Here is a 21,588-nt window from a genome sequence, read left to right on the forward strand (position 1 = left end):
CCACGCAACGACTGTACACGCCATGATCGTCAAAATAGCCAAGCGGCCCAGGGGATAAAACTGGACTTTCTGATAATCTAAGAATTTCTGAAGGCCTGTTAATGTCAATCTCAAAATATGAAATGTGAGCAACATTATTACTATCCCGGCTCGAAAAAAAAACTCTAAACAGATCCTCCCCCAGATCGTACACAAAAGGAGATGTAGCATGAGAGACCATCCAAGGCCTCTGCCCTTCTGGCCTAAAAATTAATCCCTTTTTCTTCCACACATTCCGCCCTCCCTCAAACGGTCTATCGTTCTCTCATCACCGTGATCGTCCATTCGTAAAGACCATATCCATGGCGAAAGCTAACATTTCGAGAGAAATTTCTTATGCAATAATCAATAAACACTGAAGGATCTGCATAATAAAGTTTATCATCATAATAATCGACATAAGAACTCATCATATTAAAAGAGAATCCTTCAGTCGACATATCGTACATGCCTCTAATTGTTGAATATACATACTCTTCCCACTCAATTCGAGCAAAATCAAATGCAACATTAAATATACCAGATGCAACCGAATACATGGCAGGCCTCAAAATCTTATTCGAAACACAAAACTCTATATTTCCATCGGAATATTTATTACTTGCAGAATTGACCATCTCCTCACTAATATCGTACCCACAGTACCACTCAAGATCAATTTCTTGTCCCTGGAGGAATTCAACTAGAGCCCCATAACCACAACCTAACTCATTGATCGTCATGGGCTGCCCTCCAAAAGAAGACATTCCTTCCAACAAAACGTGAAATCTTTCGAACTGAGCGTCTTTTGTCCCCCAGCCCACACCAGCCGGGGTCTGTCCATGCTTTTTCAAGCTTTTTGAGTAGAGCTCCTTAACTCTATTCAAATCAACAGAACGAGAAAAACTCATCGAAACAACCTACTACTTGGTTTAGGGAATTTGGGTGTGCGATCAGCAATATAGGCATCAGCCACAGCAGTACTTTTCTGGATTAACGAGTTCGGCCCAATAAGATTGTCCGAGGCAATAGCCACGCCTTCTGAAATAGTGGAATTCACGCCCAAAAAGCTTCTTTCTCCAATTATACAGTGACCAGATATAACAACGTGCGAGGTAATAAAGCAATGATCTTCAATACGAGTATGGTGACCAATATGATTGCCACTCCAAACAAATACATTATCCCCAATTATAACAAAAGGCTGAACTGTAACATCTTCCAAAATAAAGACATTTTCACCTACAACCATATTTGGCCACGTAGTAGCCTTACTACTAATATAAGAGATGCATTCATACCCTTTATTCTTAAATTCTTTATAAATATCCTCCCTTAACTTATTTAATTTTTTATACCCTACAGCCACAAACGCTTTGTATTTACTTGCAGGAAAATCTTTCTCTATTTCTTCAAAAGGGACTACGGGTAAGCCGCAAAATTCACGTTGGCTCAAATGAGCCTCGTGCACAACAAAGCCAGCCACAGTAAAGCCGCTATCGTGTGTCAAAAAATAATGAGCGACTTCCGCCAAGCTGCCCACTCCAAAAATCACAACCTCCTGACTCATCCCCCCCCCTTTTGTCGCACTTCACATGCGTTCAATTGATCATATGGCAATACAAAAAAATCTGGGTACACAGCGGAAAGCTCTCCAGGCAGCAACTGGTAAAGAGTAGGTTCATTTACTTTCGTTAAGTAATCATATCTGTACTCTTCCCCTCCCCATTTTCGCTTGAACCGTTGTAAGCTGACCTGACTACCCCAGCATCCGCCCCAATTCCACTTCAGGTAACCCTCCTTCGCAGCTTCAGACATTGCAGTTGCGAGAATACCAGCCAGAGGCTGCTCTTGACGAAATTCGTGAATAATAGCAGGCATATAATACTCTACAACCTTATTAAAATAAAACACAAGAAGTGCGGCTACAATTCTCCCATTGATTGCTGCAGTATAAATCTTAAAATCCTGCCCCTCAGAAAACGCCTCAACCAAAGCTGTCGCAAAAGCCTCTTGTTTGTAACGACCACCAATCGCCATCATATTGTCTTGATGTGTAGCCATTAAAAACTCCAAACTCTCGGAAGCTGGTGTCACTTTGACCTCAACACCCGACTTAGCAGCTCGTTTGATATTTCTTCTCGCACTCCCATCAATACGGCTCACTAGTTCAACCTCAGGCCTCGCCATCCCAGAGAGATCTGTAAAAAATCCTAATCGGAAATCTTTATGATCGTATGGAATATTTTCTTCGCTGGCCGCACTTAGTGGATTTTGAATAAGTGTCGACGCAGCTATCCCCGAAGACAAAACAATCTCTCTATAAGCAGCTTTCAACGCCGCCTCACAATCACAACAAGACGCTAAAATTCCTCCGTTACTTCCATAAAAAGGGAGTGAATTTATCACTGTACCATGTGGACCATTGAGATACACAAGAGGAAGAACAGCTCTCACCTCCCCTTCACTAAGGGCAATCAAATACCGAGAACGCCCTTCAATAAGTAAGTCAAGAAATGCCTTATATCGTAAGCTGGAATACAAAAGAGAATATTCTATTGATTCGAGAAACTTGATATAAACCTCATGATCTTCTTCAATGAGATCTCGCACCACAATTGCCATAATTGGGACCCCCCTTGAAACCGCCTCGTACGCAACAATTACTGACTATACACCATTCGCATTTTTTCTCCCGTCGGCGGATTACTCCAAATCAACTCATCACTCTGAGCAATTTGCAAACCATTTTCCAAGAATGCGGCTTCCGATAAATCCGAATAGCGTAACTGACACGTCATACGCGGTTCGCCCGAACGATTAAAACCACTTCCATGCACAAGCATTTGCGAAAATAAAAGACACTCTCCGCGTTGCAATTCAGCAACGAATGACATCTCTTTCTCTATTCGGGCATCAACTGAGATAAAACGGCGAGGATTATACTGAACTTCAGTCTCACATAGCCCCCATAAGTGGGACGAAGGAATTGCGCTAATCGCGCCACATTTGGCATCAACATTATGTAAAGGTAGCCAAATTGTAAGCGAGTTCAAACTCCCTTGCCCAGTTCGCCAATCTTGATGCCAAGGCTGTCGATAATTATCATCATCTGGCATATCAATACGAACCTCGGGAAGAGGCGAGATCATTGATTTAGCTAATCCAACAGTACTCAGTACATTAGTTAATTTTTTCTTAGAGGCAGCACGACTGAGCAGGATACTATTTTGCATCCATTTAGCACATTCGCGCCAAGCTTCTTTTGCATCATCATAATGCTCTTTAACCAAAGATAAAGGATCAGGCTTATCAATACCGATTGAAGAAAAACGGATAGCAAAGATCTCTAAAATTTCATCTTGTATTGCCTTTACTTCATCTGGATCAAAAAGATCTGTTAAGATCACACACCCATATTCCAAGTAATCACGTGTAAAGTCATCTGTAACGCTAAATCGTTTTAACATATCTCCCCCTTACCTAGCGCAAAAACTGGTATCCCGAGCTTCTCCACCTCAAACAACAAGTCATCATTTGGATTAAAAGTAATAAGCAATGCACCGGCGTCTACGCTTGACACGATACCTAGATCTGGCTGATACACCGAAAAGTCAGCAACAAAAGACGCCCTCTTGGGGTTATCATCAAAACCACAATAAATTTGTGATTTTTTTAAGGAGCTATATCCACTGATAATTTCATAAGCTTCCCCTACCCCATAAACAAACAACTTACAGTTCTGGCATTTTTTAAGCCAAATATCCAGTTCAAAAAAACAAGATCTCCACCAATTTACGCTGACAGTTATATCTTGAGGGATATAAACAACAGGCCCCTTATCCGGTTGCTCTTCTTTTTCAAACACCAGCATAGCAAACCCGGACAACATCGGATGAGTGGTATCACAGTAGCTCAGCTTCAGACCAGCTTTCTCCGCAAAACAAATAATATGATCACTATGAAAGAGATAAAGATGATCCCAGAAAAGAAAATCTCGATTTCCATGATCTTGACAAGGCGCAATAACAACAATCCGCCCATTTTGCTTTAAACGCTCTGACATAGATTGTAAAAAACTAGAGGGAGAAGGCGTGTGCTCAATAACCGCGACACTGTATATCAAGTCAAAAACCCCGCTCTGAGCATCTATATCATAACACTCAACCGCTAACCCTTTATCAATCGCAATGGATACAGCAGATTCACTTAGGTCAATTCCGTGAAAATCCACTACGCGCCAAGACTCCTTAAGCTCTGACATTAATGCACCTTCACCACAACCTACCTCAAGTACTTTACAGCCTTGAGTCACAGAAAAATCAACTAATGCTTCACTTATCCATTCTCCGATTATTTTACTTCGTTTAAACGCCCCACCTCTGGAAAACAGGATAGGCTCTTCTTCCTTAGCTTTCTTCCCAAGAGAATAGTCATTTTTATAATAGCTTGTACAATCTTCAGCACTAAAATGGCTAGCATTTCGAATAAGGCCGCAACAGCTACACTGCACTCGCCGGAGATCGGCTTCAATTACGTGACCATCCGACATTATTGATGGCGCCCTCCAATCAACGACCACTTGTGCTTCTGCCGAATCACATAAATCACAACAACTAGGATCAAAACTAACGCCGCTCATCTTAACTCCCTAATTGCTATTGCGACACAATCTGCAACGGCCGCAATATCTTCGTCTGTCATTTCAGTATATATCGGAAGCGAGAGAGATTGATTTTGTGCCCGCAAACTGTTGGGCAAATCGCCAACTATATAACCAAATCGAGAAAATGCTGCTTGTGCATGCATTGCATAGGTTCCGAGGGTTGTCTCAATACCCTCCCCCCTCAATCGCACGACCAATTCATCACGGTCTACGTCATCATCCAAGAGAACAACGTATGACTGAAACGTTCCCATCCTTCCCTCAGAATCCAATGGGAAGCTTACACCACCTATTTCTGAAAGTTGTTTAGAATATGCCGCAGATATATGGCGGCGCTTTTCGAGCATAAAATCGAGCTTCTTCATTTGCGCCAGGCCAAGAGCAGCTTGTATCTCACTCATTCGATAATTATAACCATTCTTCACAAAAGTCATCCCTGTTACTCCGGGATTACCACCATGGCTCCGTAATCGGCGTGCTCTTTCTGCGATCCCCGCATCGTCAGTAGTAATCATACCGCCTTCACCAGTAGTGATCACCTTGCGTGGATGAAAGCTAAAACAGCCCACTCCAGGCCAAGCGCCAGAACGCTTACCATCACCCTCTGCACCAACTGCACAGGCTGCATCCTCAATCACGACCAAACCATACTCTTCTGCTAAGCAGCAGATGGCTTTCATATTCGCAGGTTGGCCAAAAGGATCTACCGGCATGATTGCCTTAGTTTTAGTTGTAATTTTCTTGACTGCATCATCAACGGAAAACGTGAATTTACCTGGCTCGCAATCCACTAAAACAGGTTTAGCACCGGCCTGTACAATAGAATTCCCACTTGCAGGAAAAGTGAAATCGGAAACCAAAACCTCATCATCCGAACCGACGCCTGAAGCCTCCAATGCTAAGTGTAATGCAGTCGTTGCGGAAGTCGTTGAGATAGCATAATCAACCCCAACATATTCAGCAAATATCTCTTCAAAGAGGCGAACATATCGACCATTTGTCAGCCACCCTGAATCAAGAATAGCCCGTATATCTTCAGCCACTTCATCAAAATGGATATCAGGTTTTGTTAACGGTATCATTATGTTTCATCCTTGGTCAAATACCATTCGACAGTCTGGCGTAGACCTTCTTCCAATGAAGTCGGGGCAACCTCTCCGATTAGCGAAGTTGCTTGTGTCACATCAGCACAGTGACGTATCACATCGGCTTTACGTTCAGGTACATACTGGATGGATCCAGAAAAACTCATAATTTGGCATAGCGTCTCAACAATTGTTTTAATCGGCGTTTCTCTACCACTACCCAAATTCAGAACCCGTCCCTTCAATCCATCAGCAATAGCCAACTTTAAAATTGCCTCAATGGTATCACACACGAAGATAAAATCTCTTGTCTGAAGGCCATCACCAGACAAGACAGGCGCTTCTCCTGCCAAAACACGCTTCATGGTTAAAGGAACCACCGCTGCGAGTTGACCATCATTTTGCCTGGGACCGTAATTATTAAATGGACGGATCGTGGTGATATCGAGATCGAACATCTTAACGTAGGAAGCCAGCAACAAATCACCAGCAGCCTTACCAGCAGCATATGAGGTCTCTGCAAGCAGAGGGTGGTACTCATCCATTGGCACGGACTGCGCAGTTCCATAGACCTCAGAGCTCGAAAGATGCACCAACTTACCGTAGGTTTCCTCTCGTAACAATTCACCCAAAGCGAGTGCAATATCCAAATTCACCTTGCAAGCCCCTGGCGGGTTGAAAAACGAGTATAGCAAAGCCTTAGTAGCCAGGTTAAAAACAATGTCAGGCTGCTCTGCATTGATCACCGCACGCACGGCCGAATAGTCGCCAGCATTCTCGCGATAAATCCGTAATTTGTCGCCATAACCTAGCTTTGCAGAAGAGAGAGTTTCTTCTTTTCCCAAAAAGAAGTTGTCGACAACAGCAACTCTGGAGGCTCCTTCCGCCAATAACGCATCAACCAAATGCCCTCCAATGAAACCTGCGCCACCAGTAACAACACAACTTTTACCCTTAAAGCGCATTACTTCCTCCTATTAAACCTGACTGTAACTATTCTGGATACGCCATACTAGGCGTAAAGCTTCCAAAGCATCCTCGCCTGAGACCAGTGGTTTCTCTCCAGAACGAGCACAATCAACAAAATGTTGCAACTCAAGTACCAAAGGCTCTGAATTTCGCACCAGTGCTCGCTCCATCATAATATCGAGATGGTAGCTGCCAAAATCCCCAGGCATCCGCTTAACGGCTGTATCTCCTTGACGAAAAATATTCAACGTTTGTGCGCTGTAATCAATTTGAATCAAGCCAAGATCTGTTGTAACAGAAAGTTCACGCACCTTATTCTGAGTAATTCGACTTGCCGTCACAGTCCCGAGCACACCTCCATCAAAAGATAAAAGAGCGGTAACATAATCCCCTCCCCTTCCTGAGGTTGAAACTGCTTTTGCAGTCAATTCCACGATAGGTCTTTGCACTAGTGAGAGCACAATATCCAGATCATGAACCATCAGATCAGCGACCACATCTACATCCGTGATACGGCCACTCGCAGAGCTCAATCGACGAACATCGACAGCATGTACCTGATGTCCTTCCGCAAGAATTGCCGCAAGCTGCCGAACAGCTGGATTAAAGCGCTCAACATGCCCGACCATTAACTGTACACCAGCAATCTTGGCCGTCTCAATCAAGGAAAGGCATTGCAGTTCAGTCACCGCCAACGGCTTTTCAATCAGGCAGTGAATACCATTACCCAACAAAAACACACCGATCTCACCGTGCGTGATTGAAGGCGAAGCGATACTCGCAGCGTCTACTTTACCGACAAGATCCTCGACCCCACCAAAAACCTCGATGCCATATTGGTTCGCTGCATGCAGTGCCCTCTCCTGATCCCGCTCAACCAAGCCAACAAGATCCACACCTTTGAGGTTATCATAAATGCGTAGGTGATGGTGTCCCATCATACCTGCACCAACAACGGCTACACGGATACGTCTTTTTTCTTCGGCCATCTCGCCTACTAACACTCTTTCAATTGTTCGTCGGTTGGCGCTGCCCCATGCATGTCGTGGTACAGGCGCTCCCCCGAAACAGTCACATAATCCACCACGCGAGCAGGCTGCCCTATGACAAGCGCATGTGGAGGCGCATCGCGCGTCACCACGGCACCAGCCGCAACCATACTGTTCTCACCAAGCGTCACTCCACATACAATTGTTGCATTTGCTCCAATGGAAACACCATCCTTGATGACTGTAGGAACAATCTTCCAGTCAGTCGAGTGAGCGCGTGGGTAGCGGTCATTTGTAAAGGTAACATTTGGACCCACAAAAACTTGGTTGCCAATTGTTACGCCCTGATATATGGACACACCGTTTTGCACCTTACATTCATCGCCGAGTGTTACTCCTGTGTCGATGTATGCACATTGTCCAATGTTGCAGTCTTTTCCGATGGCAGCTCCATCGCGCACCTTGGTCCAGTTCCACACCATAGTGCCATCGCCGATGGATGCCCCTTCATGGACGACTGAGGTAGGGTCAATGTAAGTTTTTCGCGTCATGCAACAGCAGCTCTCATGCAAGCAATGATTCTGTTCTGTCTTTCCTCATCCAGATAAGGATGCATTGGTAAGCTTAGAACTTCGGACGCCAGAAATTCTGTGACTGGCAACCTACCTGTCGGTAACGGGCAACTACGATAGGGAGCCTGCATGTGAAGAGGACGCGGATAGTAGATCGCTGTCGGAACACCCATCTCTTTCAGCCGCTCAACAACCTGTTCACGCTCATTGACTCTCACCGTATACTGCGCCCAGGCAGAAAATCCGCCAGCTATAAGCTCTGGAATGCCAACATGTCCTTTGAGACCGGCATTGTAACGTCTTGCAATTTGATCCCGGGATTTAAGCTCATCATCGAAAATCGCAAGCTTCTCGATAAGAACAGCAGCTTGAAAACTATCCAAACGGCTATTCACCCCCAACCTTACATTGTCGTACTTGTCGGCCCCTTGGCCGTGGATACGTATTGACTTCAGGACTTCAGCTTTATTCACATCATCTGTTAATATTGCTCCACCGTCGCCATAGCAGCCCAAAGGCTTGGCAGGAAAGAAGCTCGTCGTAGTGTAATCCCCCAAAGTACCAACGCGTTTGCCATGCAAAGAGCCACCAAACCCTTGCGCAGCATCAGCGACAACAACCATGTTGTTCTCTTTGGCTATTATGTTCAATGCTGGATAGTCTGCAGGCTGTCCAAAGAGATCGACAGGGATTACAACCTTTGGTATCAACCCAGCCTTTTTGGCAGAAACAATTGCCAATTTCAAACTCTCCGGGTCCATGTTGTAACTATCTTCACACACATCGACAAAAACCGGTGTTGCTCCGACAAGCAATGGCGCCTCTCCAGTCGCAACGAAAGTGAAGGACGGCACAAACACCGCATCACCGGGCCCAACCTCTTCACACATAAGAACAAGGTGCAATGCGTCCGTGCCATTTGCACAGCTAATTACGTGCTTAGCCCCGGCAAAACAGGCTAACTGCCTCTCAAATTCGGCGACTTCCGGCCCCATAATATATGCACCATGGTCAAGCACACGCGCTATAGCCGCCTCCACTTTGTCCCGAATGAGAGCTTGTTGGGCTTTAAGGTCGATAAAGGGAATAGAGAAATCAGTCATTTCTTTTAAGATATCACTTCCAAAAATTTATTTGCTGTCAGCTTGTATTTCAAACCATCGATAGGACACACCATATCAGCCTTTAACTTCACACCTGCTTTGCTCATCCACCCAATTCTACGGGCAGGAACCCCGGCCATCAAGGCAAAGGCAGGGACATCCTCGGTAACAACAGCGCCAGCAGCAATAAAACAATACGCCCCAAGCTCGTGCCCACAGACGATTGTGGCATTCGCCCCAATTGTTGCCCCTTGCCTGATAATCGTTTTGCGGAACTCGTCCTTACGTTCTATTTCTGCACGCGGATTATTGACATTCGTAAACACACTACTTGGCCCGCAGAAAACACCATCTTCAAGAACAAGACCCTTATACAAACTAACATTATTCTGAATTTTACAATTATTACCAACCTTAACATCCGGGCCAATCATTACGTTCTGACCAATAGAGCAATTACTTCCAATACTCACATTCCCAAGGATATGGGAAAAGTGCCAGACCTTTGTTCCCACACTAATCTCCACGTTATCATCAACGTAAGAGCTCTCATGAATAAATACTTCGTCAAATCGCAACAATCTATCCATTCATCTTATAATAACACTCGATATTCACCAGCACCTTCCGCAAGCAAGAGAATGTTAATGCTAACTCCCCACCTTACGAATACAATACATCAAATGCAGGTGCCACGGCTACCGCAGAACGGGTGAAAAAAATCACCAATCCAAAACAAAACAAATTATCGCATCACATTCATAAATTGAATGCAAATTTTTTGTTATGCAAGCCTTACTTTCGCAACATCTTGCGAAACCCGCACGCTGCGCCCCAAAATATCAAGAAGCAGCCATATTCTTTCTTTCTCTGGCACCCTCACAACTTCAGCAGAAAGCCCACCAAAGACCCCATCGGTTACTTCAACCTTGTCGCCCCTTGAAAGCATCGATTGAACTTGCAACAAAAGTTCACCTCGCCCCTCGCTATCAAATAAATCCGAAACAAAGCCTTCGGGCAAAACACTTAATTTACCATTTTGCATCAGTAAGGATTTAACCCCCCTCGTCGACATCAAAGGGCGCCAACCAACAGCAAAGTCAGTTAGCCGGATAAATATGTAGCTTGGAAACAAGGGCTTTTTACGCACAGAATTTTTACGTGCATGCCTGACCATAGCTTCAAAAGTAGGACAATAAGCATCAAATCCCTGCTGCTGCACCTGGTCGACAGCAAATAACTCACAGTTTGCTTTCGTATTTGCAACAATCCAGTGACCGGTCGCCATCTTCATTGCAAGAATCCCGGAATTAAAAATCTCGACCGATCTAGGTGCAATTCAGACAAAATTCGATCTATCTCCCCCCCCACCAACAACGAAGTATTAAATTGGCAAGAGACGACAGCATCAACCTTTAGGATTGGAGTTAGCTCAACAGCTTCTTGAGGTCCTGACACTAACACTAACCCATGAGGTGAAGATCGCGTGCCACTTCGTCCGATTACAGCCACTAGGTTTATTTTAGGAAACTGATGCGAGACCAGAACAGCGAGTTCAGTTAATTCCGTATTCCCCAGCAAAACAATATTTTGCCAGCCATTAACAGAACAAAGATCGAGAAGTGCAGAATATTGCTCTCTCCCTTGCCGAAAAGCATCAAATGATGCATGTAAAAAATCCGCTGTAAGCTTTGCTTTTTCAGAAAACCCTTCAGGAGTAAGGTAATACAAGTATCTTCTGAGTGGAGCTTCCTGAAGCTTAACCAACCCCTTTGCGACAAAACGCTTCACGTGCCAATTAACCATCCCAACAGATATACCAACTTCTCGAGACAAATCCTTTTGTGAAATCGAGGGATTTCTCTCTATTTCACTAAGTAGCTGATATAATATTTGATCTTTTGACACAGAATACCCCAGATCTATCGCATGTAAATTATTTCTGGTAAATCAAACCTCACGTTCAATTACTGAATACCTTAAATCATAAAAAAAGACAACTCCCCCACACAACCTTATTAATCATACCGTTTTTTGCACTTACTGCACAATAAGTGCACCTTCAAGATCAAGGACCGCCTTTACCGAAGCAACGACTGAAACAATCATATTGCAACTAAAACGCCGCCAAAATTATTTATCTTTGGATAAACGGGTGCTGTTCACCTTTTATTTGCGAGATATCCATATGATTTATTCTGGATACGATTTCAATGGATGGTCGCACATCAGCCAATCCATACCCTTGCCCAGCAATAATTGCGCGGTAGCTCTCTGTGTGCAGATCAGTAAATCCACCAGAAAATTCGATTTCCTCACCATCCATGGCAATGGAACGATAAGTCGTTTGTTTACCCTTAACTGAATCAGGTAAATACTCACTTGAAACGGACAGAAACCAACGTACTCGAGCTCGTTCGAACTCTAAATACCCGGCCGCTGTTTCATCTGTACGCTGGTGAACGACATTTTCTTTTAGTCCCCCAAAGATAAAACCCAGCATATCAAAAAAATGAACACCAATATTTGTGGCAACTCCACCAGACTTTGATACGTCTCCTTTCCAAGACACATGATACCAACGCCCTCGAGAGGTAATATATGTTAAATCGAGATCATGGATTTTCTCAGGATTTTCGGCAACCTTCTTCTTTAAAGCCAAAATTGCCGGGTGGTGTCGCAGCTGAAGTATAGAGTAAATTCGGTTTCCAGTATCTTTTTCAATTTCCTCCAGACCATCAATATTCCATGGATTTAACACAAGAGGTTTTTCACATATAGGCGTTGCCCCTGACCGTAAAACATATCGGCAGTGAGCATCGTGCAGATAATTTGGTGAGCAGATACTAATATAATCCAGCGGCGTACCTTCTCTGGATTTTTTATCTACATGGCGGTCAAAGCGTTCAAATTCTGTAAAAAAACGGGCTTCAGGAAAATAACTATCCATAATGCCAACTGAATCATTTGGATCAAAGGCAGCAATTAGGTCATTACCCGTCTCTTTAATTGCTTTCATATGGCGTGGTGCAATGTAACCAGCAGCCCCCATCAATGCAAAACGCTTCATTTTCTTCATTCCAAACTGATTTAATTTTCAACACTTATAAAACACGTACCACGAAAGGCAACTCAAACTCTTGGAATCCCCATTCCCTTCAACTTCCTACGTAACCTTCCATGCTAAAAACATCAAAGCAGGCCAAAGGTCCCCTTCTCTGTTGGCTCCCTTTTGATGTTCACGCCAGCTTTGTTGAATAAGGTCCATATCCAATAATTCGCAGACTTCAGCATTTGTGCTATTAACCAACTCTGCCCCCCAAGATTTTAACTCTCCCCTTAACCAATCCCGGATTGGTACATCGAAACCCTTCTTCGGCCTATCCACCAACTTTTGAGGAACGTATTTATACAACGTTTCTCTAAGCAGTTGTTTTAGGCCATCTCTCTGATTAACGTGCCACCTCGTTGGAAGAGACCAACAAAGTTTTGCCAGATCCTGATTTAAAAATGGCGTTCTGACCTCCAAAGAAGCCGCCATACTTGCCCGATCAACTTTCACCATCAAATCATCAGGTAAATAAACCATACTATCCGAAACCATCAAGGACTTTAGAACTCCAAAGCTGTCCATCTGCTCTTCATCCATAGGCCACGTTCGTCCAAAATTCCAATTATTTGCCAACGACACATTTTTCAGAGGAAGACCATCTCGCCAAAACCCTGAATAATGCTCTGAAAAAGCTCCCAAAGAATTCGCACAGGATTTGATCAATGATTTTTTGACTTTTGGGCCGAAACGGCTTGGTTTTTTTCTAAAAATACCCGCCCCTTTGTCAATAACATGCCACGGAAGACCCGCGAGTAATCGAGCAATATTTTCATTTTGCATGTGGTGTTTTCGATCATTCCAATCGTTTTCTATTTGCAAATATCGCGAATAACCCCCGAAAAACTCATCCCCTCCATCCCCAGAAATAGCAACTGTCACATGTTGGCGTGCAAGCTGACAGAGCAACATTGTCGGAATTTGTGATGGATCTGCGAAAGGCTCGTCATATACTTCTCGAATATTACCAATTAACTTTAGCGCATCACCTTCAGAAACAGACATTTCTGTGTGGTCTGTTCCCAGATGGTTAGCCACTTTTAAAGCCTCATCTGCCTCATTATAACGCTCATCTTCAAAACGTATCGTATAGGTCTTGATGGCATCATATGATTGATTTTGCGCTAAAGCAGTTACAAGCGAAGAATCAATCCCCCCAGAAAGAAAAGTACCTATTGGTGTATCCGAAGCCAGACGTCTATCGACCAATTGATTTAAGAGACTATCAATATCGTTTAAAGCTTCTTCACGGCTTCCTGTGTAGCCTTTATTTACAGATTTCTGTGCTTCTAAAGCTGTATCCCAATACTTCCTGTATGAAAGATTGTGATTACCAGCCAGTGAATAAATAACAATTTCCCCTGGCAATACTTTTTTTATATTTTCATAAATTGTCCGGGGAGCAGGAACATACCTCAAACGAAAATACGTTTGCAGAGCTTCTTGATCTATGTCGCCGAATGAAGCACCAAGATCTGGTAATCCTTTAAGCTCAGATGCAAAATAGAGCATGTCGTTTTGTTGAGTATAATAAAGTGGCTTTTCTCCAAAACGGTCACGAACCAAAAAAAGCTTTTGCTCTGACCTATCCCACAAAGCAATTGCAAACATTCCATCTAACAGAGTTAATGTTTTTTCCAGTCCCCAACACGAAATAGCAGCAAGCAATGTTTCACTATCAGAATGCCCTAGCCACCTTTGACTGGAAATACCCTCAAGCTTCTTACGAATATCCAGATGATTATATATCTCACCATTAAAGACCATCGTAAAACGAGCACAGTGCGAGTGCATCGGTTGACGACCCGCCTCGCTTAAGTCTCGAATAGATAACCTACGAAAACCAAATCCTATATGCCCGTCTTTTGAAACCCATTCATGAGCATCATCGGGCCCTCGATGACTAATCCTTTCTGCACTGGCACGAAGACGATTAGAAAGTTCATCATAGCTTTGATGAATTTTCTTTTGTATCACACCTACATACCCACACATTTTAGCCCCTCTGCTTTTTTAACAAATGCTATGCCAATTCGTTTTATAGGACAAAGCTAGCTTGTCCAGAGCAATATAGAATTATACTCTAGTGCGCTGTCCAAAGATTGTCAGAAACAGGAAAATTGTTTTGAATACATCAAAAAAAAATGTGATCTACACTACTATTGTAGGTGGTTACGACAATCTTATCGAACAACCTAAATACGCTGGTTGGGATTATGTGTGCTTCACCGACCAAAAATCACTTGGCTGGAGAACAAAACTTGGGCTATCAAACTGGAAAATAATCCCGTTTGAAAACCCTGGTATTGATAACACACGCTATTCAAGAATGCCCAAATTATTACCACATCGTTTTTTATCCGAATATGAATATTCGGTATATATTGATGGCAATGCTCGACTTATAAACAACCCGACAAAGCTGCTTGATGAATTGTCCTGGCCAGATTTTGGCGCTGCATATCATCCTTTTAGGGATAACATTTATGATGAATTTACAGAATGCTCGGCTTTAGGAATGGATCTAGCAAGTACTTTTGAAAAACAAAAAAATTTCTATCTCGACCAAGGGCTCCCCAATCCGTCACAGCTTATTGAAAATAACTTTTTATTACGCCGTCATAATCAAAGCAATATCAGCGATCTACACGAACAATGGTGGACTGAATTACTGCAGCACAGTAAACGCGACCAGCTCAGCTTGCCTTATGTTAGTTGGAAAAAAAATCTTTGGCCAACGTTGATGTCTCAAGATCTTAAGCATAATTATTTTCGTAAAAAAGCTCATTACAGATCATTTTTACAAAGATTAACTAATTCAATTAAAAAGAGATTAGATTAACTCACTTAACGTTGATTTTCATCTTCCGTTTTTATTGGTTGCCGAGACCAGATTAAAGTAAGAAGTTTGAATAAAAAAGGAGCTACCTATTTACTTCAGGGAGAGACAATTTCTCTAGAGGTAAATGATGAGTTACTTAATATAATTACAAGAAAAATACTCATCATACCTGTGCTTAAGGCGCAATATAGCGCAATAGAATAACCATAATCACTAGCTATCGACATCATAACCATTGCCGATATGTAGCCGGTAATGGAGAAACAAGAATATTGAACGGTATAATCTGTTCCTGCTGAAATATGACGGCTTTTATCCATCATCACAGTGTAAAAAACTGTAACCATCATTCCATAGCCAAAGTATATGCATATTATCACACCATAGATGATAAACGAGGATGAATACCCCCCAGCAGGCAGAAGTAAAGTTGCTATCGCCACCACCATAAACAAACCACATATCAGTATCGATGTTTTTCGCTTAAACATCCGAAGCAAGATACTGCCTGCAGAAAATGCTCCAAGCACCCCCGATATAGGACCAATTATATTGGTAGCTATGCCGATATGTTGTAGCGACCAACCAAAATCAACCAACATTGGCGTAAGAAGGGTGGCAACCGCACTAATACTTATGCTGAAGGCTATTAATGTAAGAATCCAGCTCAAATTCTCTCTTTTTGTCAAAAACTCTAAAGCTCGGAGATATCCCCTCCTGCCTGTTGTTCGAGCTATAGAATTAGAGCTATATAGGTGAGGCAGTACTGAACCGTGAACAGATGGCATTCCCTGTTCCTTGTACCTGCTTATCATGAACAGCGGGATTGTCGTCATTAGAGCTAAAAGAAACATACTTCCCTTCCAGCCTAACCAATCATAAGCCAACAAAACAAAACCGCCGCCAATTATAGATCCAATAAAGCCACCTGTTGTTTGGATTGAGTTACCAAGTCCTCTTTCATCTTTGGATAAAGATTTAACTGCCAGCGCGTCGACAGCAATATCTTGAGTGGCGGAACAAATACTTAAAAAACCTAGAGCCACCCCGAGCATGCCCAGACTTTCAGGTACGGGAAAAATAGCACCGAGTAAGATCGAAAAAACCATAAGCGGCTGTAAGATTAAAATCCAACTACGATAATGACCGAATTTACGAGATCCATAAGCATCAACAATAGGTGCCCATAAAAGCTTTATCGACCAAATCAACCCAAAGCTATATAACCAAGCTATAGAATTTAAATCCGCACCTTCGCTACGAAGTATTGCTGGTAAAGCGGTAAATATGAACGATATAGCAAGAAACTGAGAACAATACAGTCCTCCAAGTAACAATATTTTTTCTTTAGAAATACAAGCCGACATAAAGAATACTTTTCATTTTAAGAGAAACGACAATTAACTAAGAGAGTTTTTTATAAAAAAATTAGGGTATCTGTTACCTCAAACAAGAATACGCTATGTCGATCAATTTCTTAGATGAATTCCCCATCAATGATGGATCCTGTTTTGATTTTTGGTGGAGCTTATTATGAACAAAGGAAAAAGCTACCTGATTTTCCGGGTCCACAAACCCTAAACTTCCACCCATCCCCGCATGACCAAAACTATTTCTCGTTGGCCCAAAGGGGGCTAAATTATCATCCGTAAAAAAGACCCCAAGCCCAATTCGTACGAATGAGTTTGTCGCTTGATCTAACTGAGTTTCAGGTGTCGACATCAACTCCTTTATTAGCTCAGAAGAAAACAGCATCGGATCTTGCTGCCCAATAATACTATATATTTTTGCCAAGCCCCTCGCGGTACCAAACCCTGAAATTGCTGGTGCTTCACACTCTCGCCAAGCATCGCTATTCGGATGGTAATTTCCATCACAAGGTTTGAAATAAAGCCTTTTCCACCCACCAAGCCATGGCATAACCCGGGCTGCAATGCTTAAGAATATTTGCACGCCCCTCCCGTACCCCGTACATACGGCAACTCGATCTTTCATGGACGGCAGTAGCTTCAAAGCATAATCTGCATCGTATGGCTTCGCGAAATGTTTATCGAAATATTCAGAAGGCATCATCCCGCTGATTTTCCGTATGATTTCTCCAACGATGTGCCCAAAAGTAATTGCGTGATACGCCGTTTCAGTATCTGTCGGCCAAATAAGATCGGATTTTTCAATAGCACCAACCATGCGGTCCCAATGATAGACGTCACCCGGTCTATTTGCCCTGAGTACCGGCAAGCCTGATCGATGTTGTAAGACATCCCTTATCGTAACGTTTGATTTTAAACCGCTTTCTTTGTGGGAAAATTCTGGCCAATAGGTAACAACAGGCTCATCCAGTTCTGCAAAACCTCTATCAATAAGGTGAAGTAAACAAACTGCGACCATCGCTTTAGATGCAGAAAAGGTACTTACAACAGTATCATGTTGCCATAAGCTATTTTGTAAAAGGTCCGCATATCCAGCCCAATAATCTAAAACTTTTTCCCCTTTCACATAAACACAAAGGCCAGCCCCAATTTCTTCACCCTGCTCAAATAGACGTAAAAAAGCGTCTCTTAAAGGAAAGAACTTCTCCTCTGCCCAGGGCTCTTTACCCTGAGCAGGACTAAACAATTCATCCACGATACACAGCCTTAAAATTTAACAGCAAGTGTCGCTAGAACGGATCGTCTAGCACCTGGGGTCCAAAATTTTTCTGTGGAAATTTCAGCCGCGTATTTTTTATCCGTAAGGTTTTTGCCGTGAAGCGCCAGGCTTAAATTCTGGTAGTCGATACCAATAGAAGCATTTAAAAGCGCGTATGCATCACCCTCAATTTTATCATCATTTGCTAAATTATAATCAGTTTCAGATTGGTAAGTAATATCAGCCGTAATATAACCAGTAAGATCCTGCCCCAAATCCTTCTCATATGTGGTTGAAATCCGTGCCGTTAATTCCGGACTAATTGCGAAGTTATTTCCTTCGTATGACTGATCCTTACTTTTGGTTATCTCCGTATCTAGATATCCAACACTCCCCCCGATCTGCCACTCATCTGTCAGTAGGGCTGAAAGGTTAGCTTCCATACCACGTGAATAGGCTCGTTTTATATTGATTGCATTGAGTAAGGTGTCATAGGCTTGATAATTCGAGAAGTCTGTATAAAACACCGCAGCACCATAAGAGATCCTGTCATTTGCTAAACGGCCTTTAGCTCCGATCTCATAATTAATACTCTTTTCACTATCTACTTTCTGATTAGACGCATTAGAAGCTGCAAAGTTAACTGTTCCAGGTTTAAATCCTGAAGCAATCGAACCATAAATATTTGTAGAGGGTGTAAGTGCATAAGTAGTACTAACTTTAGGCGTAAAACCATAAAAGGTTTCATCGTAATCCAACGTTGTTGAGGTACCACCAAAAGAAAATAGCTGATCAGCCTTTCGATCCACACGGGTAAATCGAGTGCCCACATTAATATTCCAACGGTCTGTTACGTCATAACCTAAATTCCCATACATCGCATAATTTTGAGTTTTTAAGTCGGTATCGTAAATAGCAGGATAAGCGGGAATATCTTGATTAACGTTATTTCGTTCATGAGATACATAAGCCGCTGCAAGCCACGATAATGGACTATCCTCATCTACAGAAGAAAGCCTGATTTCCTGACTATAAATTTCTTCTTTGCTATCTATTTTGTAAGGCCAGGCAAATAGGGAATCAATTTTGGTTTGGCGCATGTTTGTTAAACTACGAAGCTCGGCTTCATCAAAATCATAGATCACATCAAAGGACCCTCCCCGTGAGTGAGTTTCCTCTTTCAGATTATCTGTGCTTGTAACCGTATAATTAGGTCTATCTGTCCAATAGCGTGCGGGACCGTTGCGGTCAGATAAGTCCAGATTAAGTCTAAGTTCTAAGTTGTCATTAGGTAGGGCACGCAACTTCCCCTGCATATACTTAGTGTCATATTTATCTGCATTTTTATCATTTGAAAGATTCTTAACAAAACCGTCGCCTGTCGTACCAGACATTGTTAATGATCCATAAAGCTTTTTATCCATAATCGGGCCAGAAAGGTATAAATCCCCTTGGTAGTGATCACGGGTTCCTACACCACCTTGGATTTGCCCTTCAAATTCATCACTTGGTAATTTGGTTTCAATATTGATGGCACCAGCTATCGCATTATGGCCAAAGAGGGTACTCTGAGGCCCCCTTAAGACTTCGACCCGATCTGCATTTTTCAAAAGCATCATAGCTTGGCTTGCAGGTATCGCCACCCCATCAACAAAAACAGGAACAGAGCTATCTACGTAAGGAAGTTGAGCGCCAAGCCCCCTGATTGTAATTTGACTATCTCCACCGTTTGCCCCAGTTCGAACAGACAAATTTGGTGTTTTTTGAATAATATCAAATACGGATGTTAAATTTTGTTTTTCAAGTTCATCTGCTGTAAAAACTTCCATACTAATGGGAACTTCTTGCTCAATTTCGTCCCGTTTTTGTGCTGTTACATACACAGGCTCAAGCTGAATCTTACTCTCTTCATCTGTCTTACCTCCTTCAGCAAAAGCACCATTTCTAGGGACATTAATTAAGACAAACGCGCTACAGATTATGCAGCTAGATAACAAAGTTTTTTTATAACAATTTAACATGATATCTACATTCCAACAGTGTACGAAACAACCGTTGGATGTTTTGAAGGATTATTTATGAGTGCTCAATTGATGTTGTTTTCCCATTTAGTTCTTTTATTATCGCAAAGAGGTCCTGGGGGCTTACGGAGAGCTAAAGAGCAGCCGATGTTGCTTCACTCGGCGTGATTTTATGATATTTTCTAAAAGCTGTCGTAAAGCTGGCTTGATTTGCATACCCAACGTGTGCAGCTGTTTGCTGAATAGTTGCTCGCCCTGACCTGAGCATATTTTTAGCAACTTCCATTCGTGTACGCAGAACATAATGAGCTGGTGGATAACCGCAAATTTTTGGAAAATTCAATTTCAAATGCTTCTTACTACAACCGACTTCATCTGCAATGGCCTGAAGAGTTAGCTTCCTCCCCATATTACTCTTAATAAATTCGACTGCCTTATCAATATGCCGAACATCTTTAGCCAGAACCACCTGCTCTTCCGGTAGTATTTTATTCCTTTGCAATAAGTGTGTGAAAAAAGATTTTAAGACCTCAACCACCACTTGAATAAAATGTAGCCTTAGGTTTATTCCAGTCAACTCGGTACATACTAGCCCTTTTAAAGCCTCGATTATTGAAGGATTTGGACACCAAACCTTGTAATCTCGACCAGCTAGAAGATAAGTATTTAAACGGTCCTTTTCCCGATTATTTAGGCAGTATTCTTCGATAAATAACTTTAATTCATCTAAAGCAAAATGAATAACAACAGTTTCAATGTTTCCAGGAAAAGATACCTGCTTGATTGTTAAAAGGCTCTCGTGGAACAGATAATAAATATTAGGCGCTGTTTTATGCTCAATAGTGTTTTCACCTTGTTTTGTATGACCACTCCCCTCAAATCCAATATAAAGGCTTAACCCCAGTGGATTTGTTGCTTCAACATTATATTCGCCAAGAATCGCCCCCTTTAATGTACAGACTGTTAAACCAGGTAAAATTTTGCTTTCCCGAAAACATCCATTTATCAGGCCAGTTTCAAGATCAACTGTTTTATCCGATTTGGTTATTGTCAGATCTTCAACATTAAGCTTTAAGTGTTCACTAAAAATACGCAAATCCTCAACGCTATACTCGCGATCACTAAACTGCATTATCAGGCCTATATAGCTGCTTTTTTGATTCTAATTATCAAAAATCAACTTAATGCGAATAGTTATCACTTGCAACATATTGATGCTTGTTTGCCATGGATAAGGCGACTTCGAGAACTTACTCAGCTTCGCTATTTACTGTTTTCACACTAACTTATCGCCCTCTCAAGCAGCCTTGAACACAAAAAAGCCCCCAGTCATTACTGACTAGAGGCTTTTCATTACTTCGGTGGTTGCGGGGGTAGGATTTGAACCTACGACCTTCAGGTTATGAGCCTGACGAGCTACCGGGCTGCTCCACCCCGCGTTAGGGTGATTTAGTGAGTAAGGAAACTAAGTCCCTTTTGTGATGCTTCGAACTCCGTTCTCGCTTCCTCGCTTTGCTGCGGGCGGACATTTGTCCTTGCCTCACTTCGCTCGGGGTTTTGAGTTTCGAATTCCCACATCTACAAAC

20 protein-coding genes and 1 tRNA gene are annotated in these 21,588 nt (G+C 42.6%); 1 reads left to right on the forward strand and 20 read right to left on the reverse strand.

The annotated features are described in order from the left end of the window. Positions 1-293: 293 nt before the first annotated feature. The 15 genes from ACN0QW_RS14060 to asnB form a co-directional block, all read right to left on the reverse strand. Positions 294-929 (reverse strand): class I SAM-dependent methyltransferase, encoded by a 636-nt coding sequence (locus ACN0QW_RS14060; protein WP_417432232.1) that lies wholly within the window; start codon positions 927-929, stop codon positions 294-296. Next, positions 926-1,588: an acetyltransferase gene (locus tag ACN0QW_RS14065; RefSeq protein ID WP_417432233.1), complete on the reverse strand. Its 663-nt coding sequence runs from the start codon at positions 1,586-1,588 to the stop codon at positions 926-928. The genes ACN0QW_RS14060 and ACN0QW_RS14065 overlap by 4 nt, the downstream gene beginning before the upstream one ends. Further along, positions 1,585-2,643, reverse strand: coding sequence for a GNAT family N-acetyltransferase (locus tag ACN0QW_RS14070; RefSeq protein WP_417432234.1), 1,059 nt, complete (start codon positions 2,641-2,643; stop codon positions 1,585-1,587). The genes ACN0QW_RS14065 and ACN0QW_RS14070 overlap by 4 nt, the downstream gene beginning before the upstream one ends. A 38-nt stretch (positions 2,644-2,681) precedes the next feature. Further along, positions 2,682-3,488: a phytanoyl-CoA dioxygenase family protein gene (locus tag ACN0QW_RS14075; protein ID WP_417432235.1), complete on the reverse strand. Its 807-nt coding sequence runs from the start codon at positions 3,486-3,488 to the stop codon at positions 2,682-2,684. Then, positions 3,482-4,660 carry a class I SAM-dependent methyltransferase gene (locus tag ACN0QW_RS14080; protein ID WP_417432236.1) on the reverse strand — a complete coding sequence of 393 codons (1,179 nt, stop codon included), beginning with the start codon at positions 4,658-4,660 and terminating at the stop codon, positions 3,482-3,484. Before ACN0QW_RS14080 ends, ACN0QW_RS14075 begins: the two co-directional genes overlap by 7 nt. Continuing rightward, on the reverse strand, positions 4,657-5,766 hold the full coding sequence (locus ACN0QW_RS14085; RefSeq protein WP_417432237.1) for a DegT/DnrJ/EryC1/StrS family aminotransferase: 1,110 nt from the start codon (positions 5,764-5,766) through the stop codon (positions 4,657-4,659). Before ACN0QW_RS14085 ends, ACN0QW_RS14080 begins: the two co-directional genes overlap by 4 nt. After that, positions 5,766-6,734, reverse strand: coding sequence for an NAD-dependent epimerase/dehydratase family protein (locus ACN0QW_RS14090; protein WP_417432238.1), 969 nt, complete (start codon positions 6,732-6,734; stop codon positions 5,766-5,768). The genes ACN0QW_RS14085 and ACN0QW_RS14090 overlap by 1 nt, the downstream gene beginning before the upstream one ends. Positions 6,735-6,746: 12 nt before the next feature. Then, a complete protein-coding gene (locus ACN0QW_RS14095; RefSeq protein ID WP_417432239.1) occupies positions 6,747-7,727 on the reverse strand; it encodes a Gfo/Idh/MocA family oxidoreductase in 981 nt (326 codons plus the stop codon). A gap of 8 nt (positions 7,728-7,735) precedes the next feature. After that, positions 7,736-8,278 carry an acyltransferase gene (locus tag ACN0QW_RS14100; RefSeq protein WP_417432240.1) on the reverse strand — a complete coding sequence of 181 codons (543 nt, stop codon included), beginning with the start codon at positions 8,276-8,278 and terminating at the stop codon, positions 7,736-7,738. Beyond that, positions 8,275-9,402: a DegT/DnrJ/EryC1/StrS family aminotransferase gene (locus ACN0QW_RS14105; protein WP_417432241.1), complete on the reverse strand. Its 1,128-nt coding sequence runs from the start codon at positions 9,400-9,402 to the stop codon at positions 8,275-8,277. The genes ACN0QW_RS14100 and ACN0QW_RS14105 overlap by 4 nt, the downstream gene beginning before the upstream one ends. Before the next feature lie 5 nt (positions 9,403-9,407). Next, a complete protein-coding gene (locus ACN0QW_RS14110) occupies positions 9,408-9,917 on the reverse strand; it encodes an acyltransferase (RefSeq protein ID WP_417432242.1) in 510 nt (169 codons plus the stop codon). Between the two features lie 269 nt (positions 9,918-10,186). Next, positions 10,187-10,696 carry a transcription termination/antitermination protein NusG gene (gene nusG / locus ACN0QW_RS14115; RefSeq protein ID WP_417432243.1) on the reverse strand — a complete coding sequence of 170 codons (510 nt, stop codon included), beginning with the start codon at positions 10,694-10,696 and terminating at the stop codon, positions 10,187-10,189. Then, positions 10,693-11,310 (reverse strand): winged helix-turn-helix transcriptional regulator, encoded by a 618-nt coding sequence (locus tag ACN0QW_RS14120; protein WP_417432244.1) that lies wholly within the window; start codon positions 11,308-11,310, stop codon positions 10,693-10,695. The genes nusG and ACN0QW_RS14120 overlap by 4 nt, the downstream gene beginning before the upstream one ends. Before the next feature lie 229 nt (positions 11,311-11,539). Continuing rightward, on the reverse strand, positions 11,540-12,472 hold the full coding sequence (locus ACN0QW_RS14125) for a Gfo/Idh/MocA family oxidoreductase (RefSeq protein WP_417432245.1): 933 nt from the start codon (positions 12,470-12,472) through the stop codon (positions 11,540-11,542). Positions 12,473-12,568: 96 nt separating this feature from the next. Then, positions 12,569-14,506 carry an asparagine synthase (glutamine-hydrolyzing) gene (gene asnB, locus ACN0QW_RS14130; RefSeq protein WP_417432246.1) on the reverse strand — a complete coding sequence of 646 codons (1,938 nt, stop codon included), beginning with the start codon at positions 14,504-14,506 and terminating at the stop codon, positions 12,569-12,571. Positions 14,507-14,636: 130 nt separating this feature from the next. On the opposite strand from asnB, the gene ACN0QW_RS14135 reads away from it, so the two are divergent. Then, entirely contained in the window at positions 14,637-15,353 is a 717-nt protein-coding gene (locus ACN0QW_RS14135) for a glycosyltransferase domain-containing protein (RefSeq protein ID WP_417432247.1), read from the forward strand. Positions 15,354-15,448: 95 nt separating this feature from the next. Here ACN0QW_RS14135 and ACN0QW_RS14140 read toward each other — a convergent pair whose 3' ends face one another. The 5 genes from ACN0QW_RS14140 to ACN0QW_RS14160 form a co-directional block, all read right to left on the reverse strand. Next, positions 15,449-16,720 (reverse strand): MFS transporter, encoded by a 1,272-nt coding sequence (locus tag ACN0QW_RS14140; protein WP_417432248.1) that lies wholly within the window; start codon positions 16,718-16,720, stop codon positions 15,449-15,451. Positions 16,721-16,793: 73 nt separating this feature from the next. Next, positions 16,794-17,978, reverse strand: coding sequence for a serine hydrolase domain-containing protein (locus ACN0QW_RS14145; protein ID WP_417432249.1), 1,185 nt, complete (start codon positions 17,976-17,978; stop codon positions 16,794-16,796). Between the two features lie 11 nt (positions 17,979-17,989). After that, positions 17,990-20,002, reverse strand: a complete 2,013-nt coding sequence (locus tag ACN0QW_RS14150) for a TonB-dependent receptor (protein WP_417432250.1) — start codon at positions 20,000-20,002, stop codon at positions 17,990-17,992. A 133-nt stretch (positions 20,003-20,135) separates the two neighbouring features. Beyond that, positions 20,136-21,134, reverse strand: coding sequence for a helix-turn-helix transcriptional regulator (locus tag ACN0QW_RS14155; protein ID WP_417432251.1), 999 nt, complete (start codon positions 21,132-21,134; stop codon positions 20,136-20,138). 230 nt (positions 21,135-21,364) lie between these two features. Then, a tRNA-Met gene (locus ACN0QW_RS14160) sits at positions 21,365-21,441 on the reverse strand. Positions 21,442-21,588 lie beyond the last annotated feature (147 nt).

It is taken from the genome of Kiloniella sp. (genome assembly GCF_048259265.1).
In the GTDB taxonomy this organism is placed as follows: Bacteria; Pseudomonadota; Alphaproteobacteria; order Kiloniellales; family Kiloniellaceae; genus Kiloniella.